Genomic DNA, 20,215 nt, shown 5'->3' on the forward strand with positions numbered 1-20,215 from the left:
AGTCAGGACCAGGAGAGTGAGTTGCGGATCGGACCCACCACGCGGACGATCCGGTCCGCCGCCTGGCGCAGTGCGGCGATCACCTCGGCCTCGCGCTCGGGGGTGAGCCGGGCGATCGGGATCGAGGCGCTGATCGCGTCCGAGACCGCCTCGTCGTAGTCCAGCGCGACCGCGATGCAGCGCAGCCCGAGGGTGTTCTCCTCGTTGTCGACCGCGTAGCCGCGCAGACGGGTCGCCTCGAGCTCGGCGGCCAGCGCGCCGCGGTCGGTGAAGGTGTGCGGGGTGAGCGGCGTGAGCTCGGCCGGCAGGTGGTCGTCGACCTCCTTCTCGGGCTGCGCGGCCAGGACCGCCTTGCCCAGGGAGGTGGAGTAGGCCGGGAGCCTGCGGCCGACACGGCTGTAGGGACGGAGGTACTGCGAGGACTCGCGGGTGGCGAGGTAGACCACGTCGGTGCCGTCGAGACGGCCGAAGTGGAAGGTCTCGTCGAGCTGCTCGCGGAGCTCGACGAGGAACGGTGTCACCTGCGGGAGGTAGGGGTCGGTGTCCAGGTAGCTGGTGCCGGCCAGCAGAGCCCGGATGCCGATGCCGTAGAGCGTGCCGGTCGCGTCGCTGCGTACCCAGCCGTGCTTGGCGAGCGTGCGGAGCAGCGCGTGCAGGCTGCTGCGGGGGACCCCGAGCGCCTCGCTCAGCTCGCGCAGCCGCACCGGCCGGTTCTGGCGGGCGGCGAGGAACTCCAGGATCTCCACCGTGCGGGCGGCGGACTTCACCTCGCGCACCCCTCCGGTGGCTGGTGTGCCCATCTCGGGCGCGGCGTCGTTCATGAGCGCAGGGTAATGCGCGGGTCGGACACCCGTCCACGTATGCAGACGTGCGGCGGGCTACTCGCTGAGCGCCTCGGTGGCGCGGGCGTCGGGTTCTGTCTCCGGGCCGGTACGCAGCCGCTGCTGCCATGCGTGCCGATCCCAGGTCGCGGGCTCGGTGTCATGGGTGAACCGCTCGACAGTCATCACGAAGCGCCCGGGGTCGGACCGGAACGGGAAGTGACCGGCGCCGTGGAACACGTCGAGGGATGCGTACGGCATCGCCAGCCGCGCCTGCCCGGCATGCCGGAACGGGACGACTCCATCACGGTCGCCCCAGACCATCAGCGTCGGGATGTCCTCGACCAGGTAGCTGCGGTCGAGCATCGTGACGACCTGGCCGTGCCAGTCGACGACCGAGCGCAGCGTACGGGCGAAGGCCTGGCGGGAGCGGGTGTCGGGCAGTGCGTCGATGATGCGGGCCAGGTCCAGGGCGTCGACGCCGAGGTCGTGATCCAGGTGGCGTAGCAGGCGGAGGGAGAACGACAACCCGGGCCGCGAGATCGGAAGCCGCAACAGCGTGAGCAGCTCCGGCCCCAGCGGCAGGGTGGCGAGGCGCAGCCAGGTCGAGACACCTCGCCCGGAGCCGCCGTTGGAGACCAGCACGATCCGCTCGACCAGATGTGGGTACTGGTAGGCGAGCTGCATCGCGATGCCTCCGCCGAGGGAGTGGCCGACCAGGGTGACCCGCTCGACGTCCAGCACGGCCAGGAGGTCGCGCATGCCGTTGGCGAACCCGCCGACCGAGTAGTCGGCACGCGGCTTGTCGGAGTCGCCGTGGCCGAGGAGGTCCGGAGCGATGACGAGGTGGTTCTCGGCGAACAGGGGCAGCACGTCCTCCCATGTCCGCGAGCTGTCGCCGATGCCGTGGATGAACATGATCGCGGGGCCCTCGCCACCGATGCGGTACGCACGCCGGTAGCCGTGGATCACCCGCGACTGCTCCACGATCGCCCGCGTCATGCTTGCACGCTAGTCGCCATGGGTTTCAAGCATGTTGCGGCCGCTCCGCTGAGGCTTGCCTTAGCCCACTACTGGCGCGATAGGTTCCTTATTGCAAGGTATTCTCAATAAGAGGAGTCTGATCCGTGGCCGTTTACGCTCTGCCCGACCTGCCCTACGACTACGCGGCGCTGGAGCCGTACATCTCGGGCGAGATCATGGAGCTCCACCACGACAAGCACCACGCGACGTACGTCGGCGGGATCAACACCGCGGTCGAGCAGCTGGCCGAAGCCAGGGAGCAGAAGTCCTTCGGGACCCTCTCGACGCTGGAGAAGAACCTCGCCTTCCATCTCGGCGGCCACGTCAACCACTCGGTCTTCTGGCCGAACATGTCCCCGGACGGCGGTGACAAGCCGACCGGGGAGCTGGCTCAGGCGATCGAGGACCACTTCGGCGGGTTCGACTCGTTCCGTGCCCACTTCGAGGCCAACGCGCTCTCGGTGCAGGGGTCGGGCTGGTCGGTGCTGACCTGGGACATGCTCGCCCAGCGGCCCTACATCATCCAGCACTTCGACCACCAGGGGAACGTGCCCATCTGCATGGTCCCGCTGCTGATGCTCGACATGTGGGAGCACGCCTACTACCTGCAGTACAAGAACGACAAGGCGTCCTTCGTCAAGGGCTGGTGGAACATCGTCAACTGGGCCGACGTCGAGGCGCGCTTCGAGAAGGCGCGTACGCAGACGACCGGGCTGATCCTCCCGTGAGCAGCGACGAGCAGGCGTCACGGCTCGAGATGGTCGACGCGGCGCAGCGGGCGGCCGGGGTGCTGGCCGCCCGGGCCCGCGGCGACCATGAAGGCGCGTCCTCGCTGATGGCGTCCTTCGAGGACTCGATGACCCTCGCGGGCGGGTCGATGCTGCTGGCCGAGCTGGCTCTGGGGCTCTACGAGCGGGAGTCCGGGATCTCCCGGGAGACCTGCCTGGCCGAGCTGACGCTGCGGCTGGAGGCGAGCGTGCGGGCGGGCTGAGGCCGGCCGCACGTGGTGCGCGCTGAGGCGGGGCTGCCCGGTGTCACCGGGCGGCCCCGTGGTCGGGCGGAGTGGGGGATCGTACAGGTGACGGTCCCTGAGGAGTCGAGCTCGATCCCACCGTGGATCAGTGCTCGCGGGGCGACGTGGCTTCGTTCGGATCGCGGAACATCATCGAGGCGGCGCCGCGGACGAGTGCTGCGACCTCGTCGGGTGAGTCGGCCTCGATGGCACCGCTCGCCGCGAGCATCGCGAAGCCGTGCACGAGGGCCCAGGCGCCGAGCTCGGTCACCTCGGGGGAGACCTGGTCGGCATAGGTCGTGGCGACGCGGGCGGAGCCGCTCAGGCCGGTCCAGGTCCGTTCGCGCGGCTCGGCGACGGAGGGGTCCTCGGCGTCGTAGAGCTCGGGTCGGAACATGACCTCGAAGTGGGCGCGGTGCTGGAGCCCGAAGCGCACGTACGCGACGCCCAGCTCGGCCATCGACCCCGTCGGTACGGCCTCGAGCTGGTCGGCGAGCATCGTGAAGCCCTCGGCCGCGAGGGCGGTGAAGACGCCTTCCTTGCTGCCGAAGTGGTGCGCCGGTCCCGCGTGCGAGACCCCGGCCCGGCGGGCGAGGTCGCGGAGGCTGAGGGCCGAGGGCCCGGACTCGGTGATCGACTCGACGGCGGCGTCGAGGACGGCACGGCGCAGCGCGCCGTGGTGGTAGCGGTCCGCGGGCATGGGGCGAGTCTAGGGCTGATATCTAGGCATTGACAAGATCTGTCCCGTCGAGCCAGTCTTGTCACTGTCAAGTTCTGAGAGGAAGGGGAGTCACATGGCTCCGTTGCTGATCCTGTCGGTCGTCACCGCCGTCGTCCTGCTCACCGGTGCGGGTGGCTCCAGGTCGTGGGCGCACGCCCTGCGCTACGGGCTCGCGGCGATGTTCACCGCCACCGGCGCGGCCCACTTCGTGGGGATGCGGGACGAGCTGATCGCGATGGTGCCGCCGGCGCTGCCCGAGCCCGGGCTCCTGGTGACGGTCACCGGCGTGCTCGAGCTCCTGGGTGCCGTCGGGCTGGTGTGGCGGCGTACGACCCGAGCGGCGGCGATCGCGCTCGGGCTGATGCTGATCGCGATGTTCCCCGCGAACGTGTACGCCGCGACCCACGGCCTCGCCACCGAGTGGCTCGACCACCTGGTGCCGCGCACGATCCTGCAGATCGTGTTCCTCGCCGCCACCGTGGTCGTCGCCCGCGGTCACCGCGCCGGGACACGGGATGCGGTCAGATGACGCCGAAGGCGAGCATGGCGTCCGCGACCTTGATGAACCCGGCGATGTTGGCGCCGAGGACATAGTCGCCAGGGGCGCCGTACTCCTCGGCGGTGGCCACACAGGTGTCGTGGATCCCGGTCATGATGCTCTGCAGGCGCTGCTCGGTGTAGTCGAAGCTCCAACGGTCCCGCGAGGCGTTCTGCTGCATCTCGAGGGCGGAGGTCGCCACGCCGCCGGCGTTGGCGGCCTTGCCCGGGCCGAAGAGGACACCGGCGTCCTGCAGGACGTTCACCGCGTCGGGGGTGGACGGCATGTTGGCGCCCTCGGAGACGGCGAGGACGCCGTTGGTGACGAGCGCCTTCGCGGCCATGCCGTCGAGCTCGTTCTGGGTGGCGCAGGGGAGGGCGATCTCGGTGGGCACGTCCCAGACGCAGCCGTCGGTGACCAGGTGCGCGCTCGGGCGCGAGGCGACGTAGTCGGCGACGCGGCCGCGCCTGACCTCCTTGACCTCGCGAAGGAGGTCGAGGTCGACACCGGCCTCGTCGACGACGTATCCGGAGGAGTCGGAGAAGGTGATCACCTTCGCGCCCAGCTGCTGGGCCTTCTGGATCGCATGGATCGCGACGTTGCCGGAGCCGGAGACGGACGTACGTCGCCCCTCGAACGAGAGACTCCGGGTGGCCAGCATCGACTGGGCGAACATCACCGCGCCGTAGCCGGTGGCCTCGGTGCGGGCCAGCGATCCGCCCCAGGAGAGGCCCTTGCCGGTCAGGACGCCGGACTCGTAGCGGTTGGTGATCCGCTTGTACTGGCCGAACAGGTAGCCGATCTCGCGGCCGCCGACGCCGATGTCTCCGGCGGGTACGTCGGTGTATTCGCCGATGTGACGGTAGAGCTCGGTCATGAAGGCCTGGCAGAACCGCATGATCTCGCCGTCGGAGCGACCGCGCGGATCGAAGTCGGAGCCGCCCTTGCCGCCGCCGATCGGCATGCCGGTCAGGGAGTTCTTGAAGATCTGCTCGAAGCCGAGGAACTTCACGATGCCGAGGTTGACCGACGGATGGAACCGCAGGCCGCCCTTGTAGGGGCCGAGGGCCGAGTTGAACTCGACCCGGAAGCCACGGTTGATCTGCACCTGACCCCGGTCGTCGACCCACGGCACCCGGAAGATCAGCTGGCGCTCCGGCTCGCAGATGCGCTCGATGATCGAGTGCTCCATGTATTCCGGGTGACGCTCGACCACCGGGCCGAGGGAGCCGAGCACCTCGGCGACCGCCTGATGGAACTCGCCCTCGCCCGGGTTGCGTGAGAGGACGATGTCCAGGTGGGGCTGCAGCGCTGCGTTGATGCTCGTCACGCGCGAACACTACCTACCGACGAGCATCTCGCCGTGCCCCTACCGGCACGTGGACAACGTCATCGATCAGAGCACCACGGTGACGGTCTTGCTCTCGGTGTTGGCGAGGATCCCGTCGTAGCCGCACTCGCGACCGACGCCCGACGACTTCAGGCCGCCCCAGGGAAGCTGGGGCATCAGCGGGGACCAGCCGTTGACCCCGATGGCTCCGGCCTGGAGTCCCGCCGACATCGTGTGGGCCCGGGCGAGGTCCCGGGTGTAGATCGTGCCGGCCAGGCCGTAGTCGGTGTCGTTGGCCAGAGCGAGCGCCTCCTCGTCGGAGTCGAACGGGATGACGGTGGCGACCGGTCCGAAGATCTCCTCGCGAGCGATCGTCATCTCGTTGGTGCCGGCGAAGACGGTCGGTTCGACGAAGAAGCCCGCGTCCCCGAAGGCCTTGCCGCCGGCGACCAGCTTGGCGCCCTCCGAGGAGCCCTTCTGTACGTAGCCGAGGACCCGGTCACGCTGGGTCGCGCTGACGAGCGGGCCGAGCGTGGTCTCCGGGGCGAACGGGTCGCCGAGCACCTGCGACGAGGCCGCGCCGCCGAGACCGTCCAGCACGGCGTCGTACAGGGAGCGGTGGACGAACACCCGGCTGCCGGCGGCGCAGGTCTGGCCGGAGTTCGCGAAGACGCCCATGCCGATCGACGGGAACACCAGGTCCAGGTCGGCGTCCTCGCAGACGATCTGCGCGGACTTCCCGCCCAGCTCGAGAGTGGTGCGCTTGAAGGTGTCGGCGGTGACCTTCTGGATCTCCCGGCCGACCTCGGTCGACCCGGTGAAGCTGACCTTGTGCACGCCCCGGTGCCGGACCAGGGCAGCCCCGGTGACCGTCCCCTCGCCGGGCAGCACCTGGACGACGCCTGCCGGGAAGCCGGCCTCCACGACCAGCCGCGCCAGGTGGAGGATCGAGAGCGAGGCGTCCTCGGCCGGCTTGATGATGACCGTGTTTCCGCAGGCCAGGGCGGGGGCGAGCTTCCAGCCGAGGATCATCAGCGGCGCGTTCCAGGGCACGATCGCGGCGATCACGCCGACGGGCTGACGCAGGGTGTAGGCGTGGGTCGGACGACCGAAGTAGCCGTCGTTGCCGATCTGCTCGCCGTTGATCTTGTCCGCCCAGCCCGCGTAGTAGCGCAGCGTGGCGACCAGGTTGGGCACGAACAGCATCTGGGCCAGCCCGTTCGGGACGCCCATGTCGAGCGAGTCGAGGTCGGCCAGGACGGACGCGTCACGCTCGACGAGATCGGCCAGCCGATGGATCAGGGCGGCCTTCCCGGACGGGGGTACGGCGGCCCAGTCCCCGTGCAGCGCGGAGGTCGCCGCGGCGACCGCCCGGTCGACGTCCTCGGCCGAGGCCGCGGAGATCTCGGCCAGCGTCGCCCCGGTCGTCGGGTTGAGCGAGGTGAAGGTGCCGCCGGTCCCGGCGACGAAGGCGTCGCCGAGGAGGAGGTCGGTGGTGAGGTCGGGCGTGGTGGTCATGTGCGTGCTCCTGGTCAGTACGTGGGATGACGGCCGCGTCAGCGGCCGAGGATGATGTCGGCGGCACGTTCGGCGATCATCGCCGTCGGTGCGTTGGTGTTGCCGGTCGTGACCGCGGGCATCACGGAGGCGTCGGCCACCATGAGTCCCTCGACGCCGACGACGGCGAGATCCGGGGAGACGACGGCGTCGGCGTCGGTGCCCATCCGGCAGGTGCCCACCTGGTGGTGGTACGTCTGCACGGAGCGCCGAACCCAGGCCTCGATGGCCTCGTCGCTGTCGTCGGTGCCGGGTCCCGGCTGGACCTCGTGGGCTCCCCACTCCTCGGCGAGGGGACCGGTGGCCGCGACCCGGCGGACCTGGCGTACGGAGGCGACCAGGGCGGCGACGTCGCGTGGGTCGCTGAGCACGCCGTAGTCGATGAGCGGCTCGACCTCCGGGTCGGTGCTCGCGATCGACACGGTTCCGGTGCTCCGGGGCCGGATCAGGGCCGCGTGCAGGGTGAAGCCGGACGGCGGACCGGTCATCTCCGGGTCGTAGTAGAACGGGATGGAGAAGTTGATCGGCTGGGTGTCGGGGACCGGAAGCGCCGGATCCGACTTCCAGAACCAGTGGGTCTGGGTGACCGGCCAGAAGGGCTGGGGCGGGTCGATCTCGCGCTTCTCGGTGCCGAAGATGACCGGGACCAGCCAGTGGTCCTGGAGGTTCGCGCCCACACCCGGCAGGTCGGCGAGGACCGGGATGCCCAGCGCCTCGAGATCCTTCGCCGGACCGATGCCGCTGCGCAGCAGCACCCCGGGTGAGGCGAGCGCTCCCGCGGCGAGGACGATCCGATCCGCCTCGATCGTGCGGCGCTCGCCGTCGATGACGACGACGGCGCCGGTCGCACGACCGTCGGTGACGACGACGCGATCGACGAGCGCACCGGTGAGGAGCGTGAGGTTCGGATGGTCGAGCACGTCGCGCACGTACGCCGCCCAGGTCGAGAGGCGCTTGCCGTCACGCAGGTTCAGCTGCATCCGGGATACGCCGTCCTGGTCGCCGGTGTTGTAGTCCTCCACGAGCGGGAGGCCGGTGGCGACCGCGGAGTCGATGATCGCCTGCTGGATGGGGGAGAGGTCCGGCGTCACGCGGTCCATGAAGCCCTCGCCGGTCTCCAGGTTCGTCTCGATCCGGTCGAAGACCGGGCTCACCTCGTCCCAGGCCCAGCCCTTGTTGCCGGCTTCGGCCCAGCCGTCGTAGTCCCAGGCGGTGCCGCGCACCCAGATCGTGCCGTTGAGCTGGCCCGAGCCTCCGACGACCTTGCCGCGTGGGGACATGATCCGCCGGCCCTGGGCGTGCGCCTGGGGCGTACTGGACCAGCCCCAGTTCTCCGGGCCGCCCCACAGTTCGCCCACCCGGGAGAGGTCGTGGACCGCCGGGTTGGTGTCCATCCCGCCGGCCTCGACGAGGGTGACCCGGAGCCCCGCGTCCAGCAGGCGTCGGGTCAGGACGGAGCCGGCGGTTCCCGCTCCGAGGATGAGAATGTCGGTGGTCAACTGCCGGCTCCTGTCACATGAACGGATGGGGGTCCGAGAGAGGTGCTGCGGTGCGCAGGATCACGCTAGAAGTGGCGCGCGGTGGCTCACCATGGGGACAAGGTGCAGCCGGCTAAGGGTTTCCCCGACCCCGGCGCCCGTACGTCAGTAGAGCTCGATCAGCAGGCGGTCGCTGGTGGCGCGCGAGACGCAGAGGGCCAGCTGGCTCTCCCGGTCGGTGGCGGTGAGACAGTTGTCGCGGTGGTCGACGGTGCCCTCCAGCAGGCCGGAGACGCAGGATCCGCAGACGCCTTCCTCGCAGGACTTGAAGACCTCGACGCCGTTGTCCTCGAGCACACCGAGGATGGAGCGGTCCGCCGGGACATCGAAGGTCTCGCCGGTGTCGAGCTCGACGGTGAACGCGCGGTCCTCGCTGGTGTCGACCTCGGCGGCGACGAAGTTCTCCAGGTGGACCCGGGCCTCGCCGACCGCCTCCGCGAAGGTGGCGACGACCTGGTCCATGAAGCCCTGCGGGCCACAGGTGTAGACGTGGCTGCGGGCGGTGAGCCCGGGGACGACAGCGGCGAGGACCTCCGGGTGCCCGGCGCGCGGCACCCCGAGGTGGATCCGGACCCGGTCGCGGAACTCGGCGCGGTTCTCCAGGAGGCCGACGAACGCGGCCTCCTCGCGCGAGCGGGCGAAGTAGTGGAGCTCGAACTCCGCGCCACGGCTGTGCAGGTCGTACGCCATCGAGAGCAGCGGCGTGATGCCGATGCCGCCCGCGACGAGGACGTGCCGGTCGGCGTCGTCGGCGACCGCGAGCAGGTTGCGCGGCTTGCTCACCTTGAGGTGGTCACCGACCCGGACCTCGTGGATCGCGGCCGAGCCGCCCCGCGACGCGGGCTCCCGCTTGACCGCGATGAGGATCGACTCGGGATCGTCCGGCGGCATGCACAACGAGTACTGGCGGAGCATGCCGGTCGGTCCGACCACGTCGATGTGCGAGCCCGCCGGATAGGGCTTGAGGGCCTGGCCGTCGGCGCGCACCATCCGCAGGGTGCGGATGTCCGGTGCCTCCTCGGCGATGTCGACGACACGGAAGACGATGTTCGTCATCGGGTGCTCCTGGTGGTGTTCGGTGTGCGGGTCAGCGGAGGTGGAGACCGCCGTTGGCGTCCCAGCAGGCGCCGGTGACGGACGCGGCGTCCGGTGAGGCGAGGAGGGCGACCATGTCGGCGATGAAGCGCATGCTCCCGAGGCGGCCGACCGGGATGCCGGCCACGAGCCCGTCGAGCCCGTCGCCGAGGAGCTCGCGGACCATCGGGCTGTCCTGGGGTCCGGGGGAGACCGCGTTGACCGTGACCCCGCGGGCCGCGAGCTCCCGGGCGAAGACCTTCGTCGCGGACAGCACCGCGCCCTTGGAGGAGGCGTAGTGCCCGCCGGTGGCGGTGCCGCCGTTCTGGCCGGCCAGCGAGGCGATGTTCACGATCCGGCCGTAGCCGGTCTCGGCCATCGCGGTCCCGAAGACCTGGCAGGCGTAGAAGGTGCCGTTGAGGTTGACCCGCATGACCTGGTCCAGCTCGTCCGGGGTGATCTCGAGCAGCGGCCGTGCCTGGGTACGGGCGGCGTTGTTGACGAGGACCTCGACGCTGCCGAGGTCGGCCACGACCGCGGCGTACAGCTTCTCGACGGCCGCCCGCTCACCGACGTCCACGGTGTAGGCCCGCGCGTCGGGTCCTTGCGCCGAGAGCTCGGCGGCGAGCTCGGTGGCCGCCTCGGCAGAGATGTCGGCGATCGCGACCCGGTGCCCGCCGGCGTGCAGCCGGCGGGCGATCTCGCGGCCGAGACCGGTCGCGCCGCCGGTGACGACGGCGACCGGTGCCTGGGCGCTCACAGCAGGAACCCGGCCGCGGGGACCGCGTCGTCGGCGTCGACGAGGCGGACGACCTTGCGGACGATCCGGTCCTCCTCGGGGGTCGCGCCGAGCCGGATCACGTGGTCCACGTCGCCGGCCCACAGGTCATGGCCGCCGCGCTTGTATGCGACCAGGACCTGGGCGGCGCGCAGCGACACCTCCTCGTCGGAGACGGCGGCCGGCACGAAGCGGGAGACCGTGCGTACGGTCGTGGCGGCGTCGACGGCGGCGATGGCGAAGCCCTCGGTCATCCGGGCCACGCGCAGCCGCCGCATCCGGGCGTCGTCGTAGACCATGTTCAAGATGTCGTCGAAGGACTCGGCGTCACGGTCGATCGGGATGACGTAGACCGCGTCGTCGCTGTAGAGCGCCTGCCAGGTCTCGTAGTCCTTGGCGTCGAGGACGGCGGCCTCGCGCCAGATCAGCTCGATCGCTCGGACCACCCGCGGGTCGGCCACGGACAGCACCGGGGCGGCGGGCATGGTCACAAGAACCGTCTCAGGAACGGTCTCAGTCATCGCTCATCATCTGCTTCCACTGCTGGTACGCGGCACGCATGCCGGTCTCGTCGGTCACGTGGCTGGTGGGCCAGCCCTGGTCGGACGGCTTCTCGCGGCCCAGGCCGCGGTTGACCATGATCGGCATCTCGGGTGCGCCCTGGGCGCCGCGCTGGACGCGGTCCCAGCCCTCGGAGTCGTCCGGGGTGCCGAAGCCGAAGGGGCCCTGGAAGTGCTCGTGGGCGCGCAGCCGCTCACGGTTGACCGGGTCCACGATCTCGGCCGGGCCGTCGGGGCCGAGGGCGACGTGCTCGATGTAGGTCTCGTTCACGCTGATCGGCCGGAGCACGCGGAGGAAGGAGATCGACATCGACACGTTCGGGAACAGGTTGAGGTTGAACCCGGTGCCGTGCACCGCCCGGACCAGCCGGCGGATCTCGGCCTCCTCGACCCCGCGCTCGCGCAGGTCGGCGACCAGCGGGTCGAACCGGGGCTGCAGCGGCTCGCTGCCGTCGTCGGTCTCCAGGTCGGAGTGCTCGGGCACCATCTGCATCACCGAGTGGCCGTTGCCGAGGTCGTGCGTGACCGCCGTCGGGTCCGTCATGAACGACATCATCTCGGCGGTCTCGGCGTCGACCGAGGCCATCCAGGAGCGGTGCACGATCGGGAAGTGGTAGCCGTCGGTGGTGTTCTCGAGCTGGATCTTCCAGTTGCCCTTGAACTTGAACTGGTGGGTGCCGATCACCTTGATCGGGTAGCCGCCGCCCTGGGCCATGAACCGGTCGATCCAGCCCTTCACGTCGCCGAGGAAGTCCTCGAGCGGCTCGACGTCGTCGGCGAAGGTCGCGAAGACCATGCCGCCGTAGGACTCGGTACGCAGCTTCTTCAGGCCGAGCCCGGACTTGTCCATCACGCCCTCGTAGCCCTCGGGGTACGGGATGCCGCGCAGCTGGCCGTCGAGGCCGTAGGACCACGCGTGGTAGGGGCAGGTGAAGCCGTTGGCGTGGCCGGTGCGCTGCTCGCACAGCGAGGCACCGCGGTGCCGGCACCGGTTGACCATCGTGTGGATGTTGCCCTTGCGGTCGCGGGTCACGATGACCGGCTGCCTGCCGACGTACGTCGACTTGAAGCTGCCGGACTTCGGCAGCTCGGACTCGTGGGCGACCCAGACCCAGGTGCTCTCGAAGACCTTCGTCATCTCCTGCTCGAAGATCACCGGGTCGGTGTACATCCTCCCGGCGACGCGGTCGTCGAGGACCAGGTCGGCAGGGGGCAGGTCGTGAACGGTCTCGGCCGTGAAGTCGGTGGTCATCGGGCTGCGTCCTTCGTGGGGTCCTCGTACTCGCGTGGGGTGAGGGCGCGGCCGATCCGCGCCTCGATCTTGGCGAACTTCCACAGCTTCCAGGGGCTCGTGCCGACGGTGATGGTCCGCAGCAGGCCGCAGGCCTCCTTGACCGTCTCCTGGGCGTCGACGTCGCAGAGCAGGTAGCAGGTCCAGGGCCAGCCGTCGGAGGGGCCGACCATGTGGGAGTCGTCATCGATGTCGCCGATGAAGTCGACCCCGGGCAGCGCCTTGATGCCGTCCATCAGGCCGACGAACGCGGTCCAGACGTCGCCGGGCTCGACCCCGCCCTCGGGCAGGTCGAAGAAGTTCTGGTTGATGCCGATGCAGAACAGGACGCGGAGCGGCGGTGTGCTCACGGGCGGTCTCCTCTCGGGTAGGGGTGGCTCACTGGAAGCCGGGGACGGTGGGCGGCTGACCCATCAGCACGGCGCCGGCGGCGTCGTACATCGCGGGGCCGAGGAATGCGTGCTGCTGGGGGACGAGGGCGTCACCGAGCAGCCACTGCAGGGGATGGCCCGTGCTGATCGCCCCGGTGCCGGACAGTTGGATCACCTGGTTCACGACCTCGGCCGCCGTCTTCGCGAGGTGCGTCGCGGAGAGACGCAGCTGGGCGTTCTGCCGGCTCGTGGCCGGGTCGCCGGCGAGGACGGTCTGCCAGGTCTCCTCGCTGACCTCGAAGAAGTACGCCCGGGCCGAGCGCAGGCTCGCCTCCGCCTCCGCCAGACCGATCCGGTAGTAGGCGCGGTCGGCCAGCTTCGGTGCTCCGGTGACGCCGGTACGTCCGGCCCCGACCTCGGTGGCGAAGTCGAGGGCGGACCGGGCGACGCCGGCGCCGACGACGGCGAGCACCTGGGCGGCGTACGCGAGGGTGGGGTAGCGGTAGAGCGGCTCGTCCACGGTCGGCTCGCCGCCGCGGATGAAAGTCCACTCGCGCGGCACCTCGACATGGTCGACGGCGAGGTCGAACGAGCCGGTGCCCTTCATGCCGACGACGTCCCACTCCTGCACGATCTCGACCTGGTCGGGCCGCAGCAGTGCGGTACGCGGCTTGCCGGCCGTCGAGTCGTCACCGGGGATGCCGACGCCGAGGATGTCCGCGCCCATGCATCCGCTGGCGAACTTCCAGCGGCCGTCGACCAGGAAGCCGGCCTCGGTCGGCTCGGCGTGCTGGACGGGGAACAGCCCGCCTGCGAAGCACACGTCCGGGCCGTCGGCGTAGAGCTCGGCCTGGGTCTCGAGCGGAAGGGCGGCGAGGTAGACCAGCGCCGAGCCGAAGCTCGCGACCCAGCCGGTGGAGCCGTCCACCGCCGAGATCCGCTCGATCCGCCTCAGGAACTCCGCGGGCGGCAGCGGATCGCCGCCGAACCGCTTCGGTGTCGAGGCCCGGTAGATACCGGTCTCCTTGAGCCGGGCCACGAAGTCCCGCGACACATAGCGCTGGTCGCGGAACTCCTGCCGGCGGCTGGTGAGCTCCACCAGGACGTCCTCGAGCGGGACCGTCGCTGGGCGGCTCTCCTGGGTCTGGACCATCGGTTGCTCCTCATCGATCGGGTCTGCCCCCGACGCTAGGTTCGGGCCCGGGCAGCGTCGATTGGTCATTGCCTGCGGTGCCGGGGGATTCCCTCCCAGGGGCGTAGGGGATTTCTTCAGCGCTCCCGTGAGGCGGGGGCTGCCGCAGGCCGCGGTGCGCTCCTACGCTGGCCGGTATGCAGGTCGACTCCGCGGCACCCGAGCTGGTGACCGAAGACTTCGTCGCGATGATGGACGCCTCCAGCATGTGCGTGCTGATCCACGACGCCGGAACGAAGAACATCCTGTGGGCCAACCGCGCGGCCTGCGACATGCTCGAGTTCACGGTCGCCGAGATCCGGCCGCTCAAGGCCAACCACATGAGCAGCTCGGCGCAGCAGTACGACCGGGTCCTCGGCCGGGCCTGGCTCCAGGACGCCGTCGAGCTCGGGTCCAGCCGGATCGAGTGGCACTACCGGTCCCGGTCCGGGCGGATCATCCCGACCGACGCCATCGCCGTCCGCGTCGAGCTCGCCCAGGGGCCGGCCGTCATGGTGCAGTTCCGCGACATCGCCCGGGAGCAGGAGGTCGAGCGCGAGCTGAAGCTGACCACCTCCTACGTCGACGCGCTCGCGCGTCACACCTCGACCGTCGCGTTCATGCTGGACGAGGTGGGCGCCGTCCGCTTCGCCACCGACACGGCGCTCGGCTACATCGGTCTGACCGGTGACGACGACCCGCCGGCGGGACATCCGCTGACGACGTACGGGCGGCTGCGGCGAGGTGGTCTGCCGGTGTCGTGGGAGGACACCGCGGCGGGTGCGGCGCCGGTCGGGCCGGTCCAGCTCGAGCTGCTCGGTGACGGCGCGAGCACCATCTGGCTGGAGGGGAGCATCGAGCGGCTGCGCGTCCAGGAGGTCGACGCCTACCTGATGATCCTGCACGACGTCTCCGAGCGGGTCCGGGGCGAGGCGCGGCGCGAGCTCGAGCTGCGTCACGAGAACTACCTCGCCCGCTACAACGCGATGGGCGACATGGCCATGGCGATCGCGCACGAGCTCGGCCAGCCGCTGGCGGCGGCCGGCAACTTCATCGCCGGGATCCGCGGTCGCGCGAGCTCGCTGGCCCAGGCGGGGGAGCTGCCGCAGCGTTTCGCCGACCAGGTGGCGTACGGCCTGGACAGCGCCGCCCGGCAGATCGACCGCGCGACCGGCATCGTCAGCGCGCTGCGCTCGTTCGTCGGCCACCTCGAGCAGGTCGAGCAGGTCGTCGACCTCAACGAGGTGGTCCGCGAGTGCCTCTACTTCATCAGGCTCCGGGCGGCCGCGAGCGACGTGGACCTGCAGGTCGAGCTGGGTGATGCCCCCGTTCTCGTCCGCTGCGAGCAGGTGCTCACCGGGCAGGTGGTGATGAACCTGTGCTTCAACGCGATCGACGAGATGACCGCCTGCGACCGGGACGTACGCCGGATCGAGGTCACCGTGCGGACCACCGACGGGATGGGCGTGGTCACCGTGGACGACCACGGCCGGGGCTTCGTGCGCGACCCGTTCGCCGAGTCGTTCACCAGCAAGGAGGCGGGCAGCGGGATCGGCCTCGCGCTGAGCCACCGGATCATCACCCGCCAGCACGGCAGCATCTGGGCCGAGCACCGCGACGCCGGCGGGTCCCGCTTCGGCTTCGCGCTGCCCCTGGCCGAGGAGCCGGCCAGCTAGGGGAAATCCTCAGCGGGCGGGGTGGAACTCTCGATATCTCGGCGCCGTGAGCCCGGCATAACGTCGAGACATGTCCGACGAGCTCACCACGAACCAGCGTGAATTCCGCGCCGCCATGGCGAACCTGTCGGCCGCCGTGAACGTCGTCACCACCGACGGCGTCAGCGGGCGGGCCGGGATAACCGTCAGTGCGGTGTGCTCGGTGACCGACACACCGCCGACGCTGCTGGTGTGTGTCAACCAGTCCAGCTACACCCACGACATCTTCCGTACGAACCGCCGGGTCGCCATCAACGTCCTCGGCCGCCAGCACGAGGAGCTCGCGATGCACTTCGCGGGCGCGACCGGGCTCTCGATGGAGGAGCGGTTCGCGCTCCCGGCATGGGACCACGACCGGCACGGGGTGCCGGTGCTCGAGGATGCGGCGGCCGTCCTGGTCGGCCGCGTCGGGGCCGAGTTCACCCAGGGCACCCACACCGTGCTCTTCGTCGAGGTCGACCACGTCAGCGTCCACGACGAGGCCGGCGCGCTGCTCTACTTCCAACGCGGCTTCCACCGGATCACACCCGCGACGCCGGTCGCGGCGAGCGCCTGAGGCAGGGGACGCAGATGACCGAGCGGACGACACTGATGTGCTACAACGACACGCACGGCTACGGCTGGCGCCACGTCGACCTCTTCGTCCACGACGCCGAGGGCCGTGAGCTCAACTGGGTCCACTGGCAGGTCCCGGCCGACGGCCCCGACGCCGCCGACGACGTCACCGCGCAGATCGAGCCGTCGTTGCGGCGTACCTCGGGGTGGCGGCACGCGGTGAGCGCCAGCGGCATGGACTACTGGGAGGCCGACGCGACCTGGGAGGACGAGGCGTGAGCGCGGCCCCGTGGTCGCTGCGCGCGCTGGTCGAGGACCTGCGAGCCGGGCGGACCACGACCGGCGCGGTCTGGGCCAGGTTCCGCGAGCGGGTGGCGGAGACCGACCCTGCGCTGCGCGCCTGGGTGGCTCTCGCCGACCCGCCCCCGGTGCCCGGACCGGGACCGCTCGGCGGCATCCCGCTCGGCGTCAAGGACATCATCGACGTGGCCGGGCTGCCGACCCGCTGCGGCGCCGCGGTGCGTTCCGACGCCTCGCCCGCGCAGGCCGATGCGGCGATCGTCTCGGCCTGGCGTGCCGCCGGCGCGCTCCCGGCGGGGAAGACCGTGACCACCGAGTTCGCCTTCTTCGCGCCCGGCCCGACCGCCAACCCCGCGGCGCCGGGGCACACCCCGGGCGGTTCCTCGAGCGGATCGGCGGCCGCCGTCGCGTCCGGCCAGGTGCCGTTGGCGCTCGGCTCGCAGACCGCCGGCTCGGTGACCAGGCCCGCCTCCTACTGCGGCGTCGCGTCGCTGGTCATGAGCCACGGCCGGTTCCCGGTCACCGGGGTCACCGGCCTGAGCCCGAGCCTGGACAGCCACGGCGTCATCGCCGGCTCGGTGTCCGACCTCGCCCTCGCCTGGTCGGCGTTCACCGGCGCCCCGGACCTGGGCGCTCTCGGAGGTCCGCCCCGGATCCTGCTCTGGACCGCCGACCCGCTCGACGTCGTCGAGGAGCCCATGCGGGCCGCGCTCGCCGCGGCGGTCGAGCGGCTGCGTACGGCCGGGGCGAGCGTGGACACCTTCCCCGAGGAGCGGCTCGTCGCCGACGTGACCCGCGCCCACCCGGTCGTGATGGCCTTCGAGGCCGCCCGCGAGCGCGCCGCGGAGCTGGCCAGGGCCGAGGAGATCAGCGAGCAGCTCGCCCTGCTGCTCCGCACCGGGGACGCCACGTCCCTGGTGGACTACCGGGCCGCGTCCGAGGTCGTCGACGTCGGCGAGGAGATGGTCGCCCGGCTGCTGTCGTCCTACGACGTCATCCTCGGCCCAGCCGCTCCCGGGCCAGCCCCGCGCGGGCTGGACGCCACCGGCGACCCGGTGCTCAGCCGCGCCTGGCAGGCCATGGGCCTGCCGACCGTGACCGTCCCGGGACTGACCGACGACCACGGGCTGCCGCTCGGTGTCCAGCTGATCGGCCCCGGCCGCGGCGAGACCGACCTGATCGGCCATGCTGCCTGGGTGGAACGACACCTGACCGGATCGGTCCGGTCCTAGAGTGAGGGTGGTGCCCCATGAACCCGTCCGACTCCGCACAGCCCGATGACCCGGTGGCTCCGGTGGTCCACATCGTCGATGACGACGAGGACCTCCGGCAGTCGCTGGTGTTCCTGTTCGAGAGCGTCGGCATCACCGCCTTCATCTACCCGGACGCACCGACGTTCCTCGACGAGATGGACCCGGAGGAGCCGAGCGTCGTCATCGTCGACGTACGGATGCCCGGGCTGAGCGGGTTCCAGCTGCAGGAGCAGCTGGTCGCGCGGGAGTATCCCGCGCCGGTGATCTTCTGCTCGGCCCACGGCGACATCCCGATGTCGGTGCGCGCCCTGCGCCAGGGCGCGGTGGACTTCCTGGAGAAGCCCTACGAGCCGCAGAAGATGCTCGAGGTCGTCCAGGAGCACCTGGCGGTCGCGGCCCGGCGCTTCGCCGAGGACCGGTGCCGCCGTGCCGTCTCCGCCCGGATCGACTCCCTCACCCCGCGAGAGCGCGAGGTGCTCCGCCTCGTCGTCGCCGGGCTCCCGAGCCAGCACATCGCGCGCCAGCTCGGGACCAGCGTCAAGACGGTGGACGTGCACCGGGCCCGGATCAAGGCGAAGACCGAGGCCGAGAGCCTCGGCACCCTCGTCCGGGACGTCCTTCAGTACCGCGTCACCATCTAGTCCCGCTGCGGCGGATCCATCAGCACCGACGTCGACGGGTACGCCGAGGCGAAGCCGTCGGGCAGCGGCGCGACGAACACGTTCTCGGTGCGCGTGCGCGTGATCAGCCATCGACCGTCGACTTCGCGCCGGAAGGCGTTGTTGAGCCGGCTCGAGCGCAGCAGCGCGGTGCCGTCGGCGTACAGCCAGGGCTGCATGTGGATCCACTGCCCCTCGGCGCGGTCGCCGTCGACGTGGAGCTGCTCCGAGGTCAGGTAGTGGGCGTTCAGCACCAGGGCCGGGGTCCGCTCGGGCGACCAGAACCGCTCGAAGTGGGCCCGGATCTGGTCATGACCCTCCGCCCGGCCGAACTGGCCGTCGTAGTACTCCCCGACGCCCTCCCAGACGGCGTCATGGGCGTAGAGATCCATGACGAGATCGATGCGCCGGGCATCGTCGGACACGCCCGCCTCGGGGCAGGGAGTGTCGCACAGGAACATGTAGCGGGCCTGGAGGCGGCGGATCTCCGCCTCCGCCTCCAGGACCGCCACCCGGCGCCGCAGCGCCTCCAGCTCGTCGCTCATCGACCCGTCCTCGTCCGGACCGGCGCGGTCTCGGGGAGCACCAGCAGGCACACCACGGTCACGGCCATCCCGGCGGCCAGGTAGTAGCCGACCGAGGACGCCTGGCCGGTCCATTCGATGAGCCGGTTGGCGATCGAGGGGGAGAGACCACCACCCAGCACCGCGCCGACCTGGTAGGCGAGCCCGGCACCGGACTGGCGCTGCTCCGGGGTGAACAGCTCGGTGAGGTAGGTGATGAGCGGACCGAACAGGAAGCCGGTCAGCAGGAAGCCGCCGGCGATGGCGAGCGCCCACGAGGCCAGCGTCCCCTGCTGGGCGATGGGGAAGAGGACCAGCATGTACGCCAGGACGGCCACCGCGCCGGCGAGCATCACCGGCTTGCGCCCGAGACGGTCCGAGAGCCTCGCCCCGGCCACGACGGTGACGGCGTGCAGGGCGAGACCGGGCAGCGTGCACCACAGGACCGACTTGATCTCGAGGCCGAGTCCCTGCGGGGCGGGGGAGGCGGCGTAGGAGAGCATGAAGCCGGCCAGGACGAACATCACCGCGTTGAGCCCCATGTTGGCGCCGGCGGCCAGCAGCAGGCGGCGCCAGTTGTCACGCAGGACGTTCCAGATCGGGATCCGGGCGATCTGCTCAGCCGTCTGCTCGGAGGCCAGCTCCTGGAACACCGGCGACTCCTCGAGCGCGCGCCGGGCCCAGATGCCCACCAGGAGGACCAGGGCGCCGGCGAGGAACGGGATGCGCCAGCCCCAGCTCTGCACGGCGCTGGCCGGCAGGTAGAAGACGAGCACGAACGCGAGGTTCGCGAGGAGCGCGCCGAGGGGCGAGCCGAGCGCCACGAAGGCGCCGTACGCGGCTCGCTGGGTGATCGGGGCGTGCTCGACGGCCAGCACGGAGGCGCCGCCGAGCTCGCCACCGCGGGAGAACCCGTGCACCATCCGCAGCACGATCAGCAGGACCGGTGCGGCGACCCCGATCGAGGCGTACGACGGGAGCAGGCCCATCAGGACGGTGGCGCCGCCCATCAGGTAGAAGGTGATGAGCATGGCCTTCCGCCGGCCGTGGCGGTCGCCGACCCAGCCCATCACGACGGCGCCGAGCGGCGCGACGACGTAGCCGAGGGTGTAGGTCGCCAGGCTCATGAACGAGGCGAACCAGGGATCGGTGTCCCCGGAGAAGAAGACGGCCGGGAAGACCAGCGCCGAGGCGACGGTGTAGATCGAGAAGTCGAAGAACTCCAGCGATGTCCCGGCGCCGGCGCCGATGGCCAGTCGTCTGGTCTGGGCAGGGGTGGTGCGTTCCGGTGCCGTGGTGTCGGTCATGCGGTCTCCTGGTGTGGTGTGGACCACAGCACACTAGGAATCGCGCAGGTCAACCGGCCATTGGAGGAGTCTCGCCCC

General features: G+C 70.8%; 22 protein-coding genes. 8 read left to right on the forward strand and 14 right to left on the reverse strand.

All coding sequences use genetic code 11. The features are described from left to right. Positions 1-2 precede the first annotated feature (2 nt). The gene (locus ACIRON_RS09365) at positions 3-821 is read right to left on the reverse strand and encodes an IclR family transcriptional regulator (protein ID WP_402991971.1); all 819 of its coding nucleotides are present in this window, start codon (positions 819-821) and stop codon (positions 3-5) included. 57 nt (positions 822-878) lie between these two features. Then, positions 879-1,823, reverse strand: coding sequence for an alpha/beta fold hydrolase (locus ACIRON_RS09370; protein ID WP_402991974.1), 945 nt, complete (start codon positions 1,821-1,823; stop codon positions 879-881). Between the two features lie 125 nt (positions 1,824-1,948). Between ACIRON_RS09370 and ACIRON_RS09375 the strand changes: the two genes are divergently transcribed. Next, complete coding sequence (locus ACIRON_RS09375; RefSeq protein ID WP_402991976.1) at positions 1,949-2,572, forward strand: superoxide dismutase; 624 nt, start codon at positions 1,949-1,951, stop codon at positions 2,570-2,572. After that, positions 2,569-2,835 (forward strand): hypothetical protein, encoded by a 267-nt coding sequence (locus ACIRON_RS09380; RefSeq protein ID WP_402991979.1) that lies wholly within the window; start codon positions 2,569-2,571, stop codon positions 2,833-2,835. Before ACIRON_RS09375 ends, ACIRON_RS09380 begins: the two co-directional genes overlap by 4 nt. A gap of 127 nt (positions 2,836-2,962) precedes the next feature. On the opposite strand, the gene ACIRON_RS09385 is transcribed toward ACIRON_RS09380, so the two are convergent. After that, positions 2,963-3,556 (reverse strand): TetR/AcrR family transcriptional regulator, encoded by a 594-nt coding sequence (locus ACIRON_RS09385; protein WP_402991982.1) that lies wholly within the window; start codon positions 3,554-3,556, stop codon positions 2,963-2,965. Between the two features lie 94 nt (positions 3,557-3,650). On the opposite strand from ACIRON_RS09385, the gene ACIRON_RS09390 reads away from it, so the two are divergent. After that, a complete protein-coding gene (locus tag ACIRON_RS09390; protein WP_402991985.1) occupies positions 3,651-4,106 on the forward strand; it encodes a DoxX family membrane protein in 456 nt (151 codons plus the stop codon). On the opposite strand, the gene gdhA is transcribed toward ACIRON_RS09390, so the two are convergent. The 9 genes from gdhA to ACIRON_RS09435 all read right to left on the reverse strand — a co-directional run bounded on the left by gdhA (position 4,099) and on the right by ACIRON_RS09435 (position 13,767). Beyond that, entirely contained in the window at positions 4,099-5,436 is a 1,338-nt protein-coding gene (gene gdhA / locus ACIRON_RS09395; protein WP_402992189.1) for an NADP-specific glutamate dehydrogenase, read from the reverse strand. The two genes, ACIRON_RS09390 and gdhA, sit on opposite strands and share 8 nt — an antisense overlap. A gap of 75 nt (positions 5,437-5,511) precedes the next feature. Next, positions 5,512-6,963, reverse strand: coding sequence for an aldehyde dehydrogenase family protein (locus ACIRON_RS09400; RefSeq protein ID WP_402991988.1), 1,452 nt, complete (start codon positions 6,961-6,963; stop codon positions 5,512-5,514). Between the two features lie 38 nt (positions 6,964-7,001). After that, positions 7,002-8,501 (reverse strand): GMC family oxidoreductase, encoded by a 1,500-nt coding sequence (locus ACIRON_RS09405; protein ID WP_402991991.1) that lies wholly within the window; start codon positions 8,499-8,501, stop codon positions 7,002-7,004. Between the two features lie 144 nt (positions 8,502-8,645). Continuing rightward, positions 8,646-9,596 (reverse strand): PDR/VanB family oxidoreductase, encoded by a 951-nt coding sequence (locus ACIRON_RS09410; RefSeq protein WP_402991994.1) that lies wholly within the window; start codon positions 9,594-9,596, stop codon positions 8,646-8,648. 31 nt (positions 9,597-9,627) lie between these two features. Further along, positions 9,628-10,374 carry an SDR family NAD(P)-dependent oxidoreductase gene (locus ACIRON_RS09415; protein WP_402991997.1) on the reverse strand — a complete coding sequence of 249 codons (747 nt, stop codon included), beginning with the start codon at positions 10,372-10,374 and terminating at the stop codon, positions 9,628-9,630. After that, entirely contained in the window at positions 10,371-10,913 is a 543-nt protein-coding gene (locus ACIRON_RS09420) for an aromatic-ring-hydroxylating dioxygenase subunit beta (RefSeq protein WP_402992000.1), read from the reverse strand. Before ACIRON_RS09420 ends, ACIRON_RS09415 begins: the two co-directional genes overlap by 4 nt. Beyond that, positions 10,906-12,204 (reverse strand): Rieske 2Fe-2S domain-containing protein, encoded by a 1,299-nt coding sequence (locus tag ACIRON_RS09425; RefSeq protein WP_402992003.1) that lies wholly within the window; start codon positions 12,202-12,204, stop codon positions 10,906-10,908. The genes ACIRON_RS09420 and ACIRON_RS09425 overlap by 8 nt, the downstream gene beginning before the upstream one ends. Next, entirely contained in the window at positions 12,201-12,593 is a 393-nt protein-coding gene (locus ACIRON_RS09430) for a hypothetical protein (RefSeq protein ID WP_091048142.1), read from the reverse strand. The genes ACIRON_RS09425 and ACIRON_RS09430 overlap by 4 nt, the downstream gene beginning before the upstream one ends. Before the next feature lie 28 nt (positions 12,594-12,621). Continuing rightward, positions 12,622-13,767 (reverse strand): acyl-CoA dehydrogenase family protein, encoded by a 1,146-nt coding sequence (locus ACIRON_RS09435; protein WP_402992006.1) that lies wholly within the window; start codon positions 13,765-13,767, stop codon positions 12,622-12,624. Between the two features lie 176 nt (positions 13,768-13,943). Between ACIRON_RS09435 and ACIRON_RS09440 the strand changes: the two genes are divergently transcribed. The 5 genes from ACIRON_RS09440 to ACIRON_RS09460 all read left to right on the forward strand — a co-directional run bounded on the left by ACIRON_RS09440 (position 13,944) and on the right by ACIRON_RS09460 (position 18,249). Next, positions 13,944-15,461, forward strand: coding sequence for an ATP-binding protein (locus ACIRON_RS09440; RefSeq protein WP_402992009.1), 1,518 nt, complete (start codon positions 13,944-13,946; stop codon positions 15,459-15,461). Positions 15,462-15,531: 70 nt separating this feature from the next. Further along, a complete protein-coding gene (locus tag ACIRON_RS09445) occupies positions 15,532-16,056 on the forward strand; it encodes a flavin reductase (RefSeq protein WP_402992012.1) in 525 nt (174 codons plus the stop codon). A 14-nt stretch (positions 16,057-16,070) separates the two neighbouring features. Further along, positions 16,071-16,334 (forward strand): hypothetical protein, encoded by a 264-nt coding sequence (locus ACIRON_RS09450; RefSeq protein ID WP_402992015.1) that lies wholly within the window; start codon positions 16,071-16,073, stop codon positions 16,332-16,334. Beyond that, the gene (locus tag ACIRON_RS09455) at positions 16,331-17,587 is read left to right on the forward strand and encodes an amidase family protein (protein WP_402992017.1); all 1,257 of its coding nucleotides are present in this window, start codon (positions 16,331-16,333) and stop codon (positions 17,585-17,587) included. The genes ACIRON_RS09450 and ACIRON_RS09455 overlap by 4 nt, the downstream gene beginning before the upstream one ends. Positions 17,588-17,604: 17 nt before the next feature. Beyond that, on the forward strand, positions 17,605-18,249 hold the full coding sequence (locus tag ACIRON_RS09460) for a response regulator transcription factor (protein WP_402992020.1): 645 nt from the start codon (positions 17,605-17,607) through the stop codon (positions 18,247-18,249). Here ACIRON_RS09460 and ACIRON_RS09465 read toward each other — a convergent pair. Continuing rightward, positions 18,246-18,812: a nuclear transport factor 2 family protein gene (locus ACIRON_RS09465; RefSeq protein ID WP_402992022.1), complete on the reverse strand. Its 567-nt coding sequence runs from the start codon at positions 18,810-18,812 to the stop codon at positions 18,246-18,248. The genes ACIRON_RS09460 and ACIRON_RS09465 overlap by 4 nt on opposite strands. Further along, complete coding sequence (locus ACIRON_RS09470) at positions 18,809-20,137, reverse strand: MFS transporter (RefSeq protein WP_402992024.1); 1,329 nt, start codon at positions 20,135-20,137, stop codon at positions 18,809-18,811. Before ACIRON_RS09470 ends, ACIRON_RS09465 begins: the two co-directional genes overlap by 4 nt. Positions 20,138-20,215: the final 78 nt, after the last annotated feature.

The organism is Nocardioides sp. NPDC101246 (assembly GCF_044767415.1).
Classification (GTDB): domain Bacteria; phylum Actinomycetota; class Actinomycetes; order Propionibacteriales; family Nocardioidaceae; genus Nocardioides.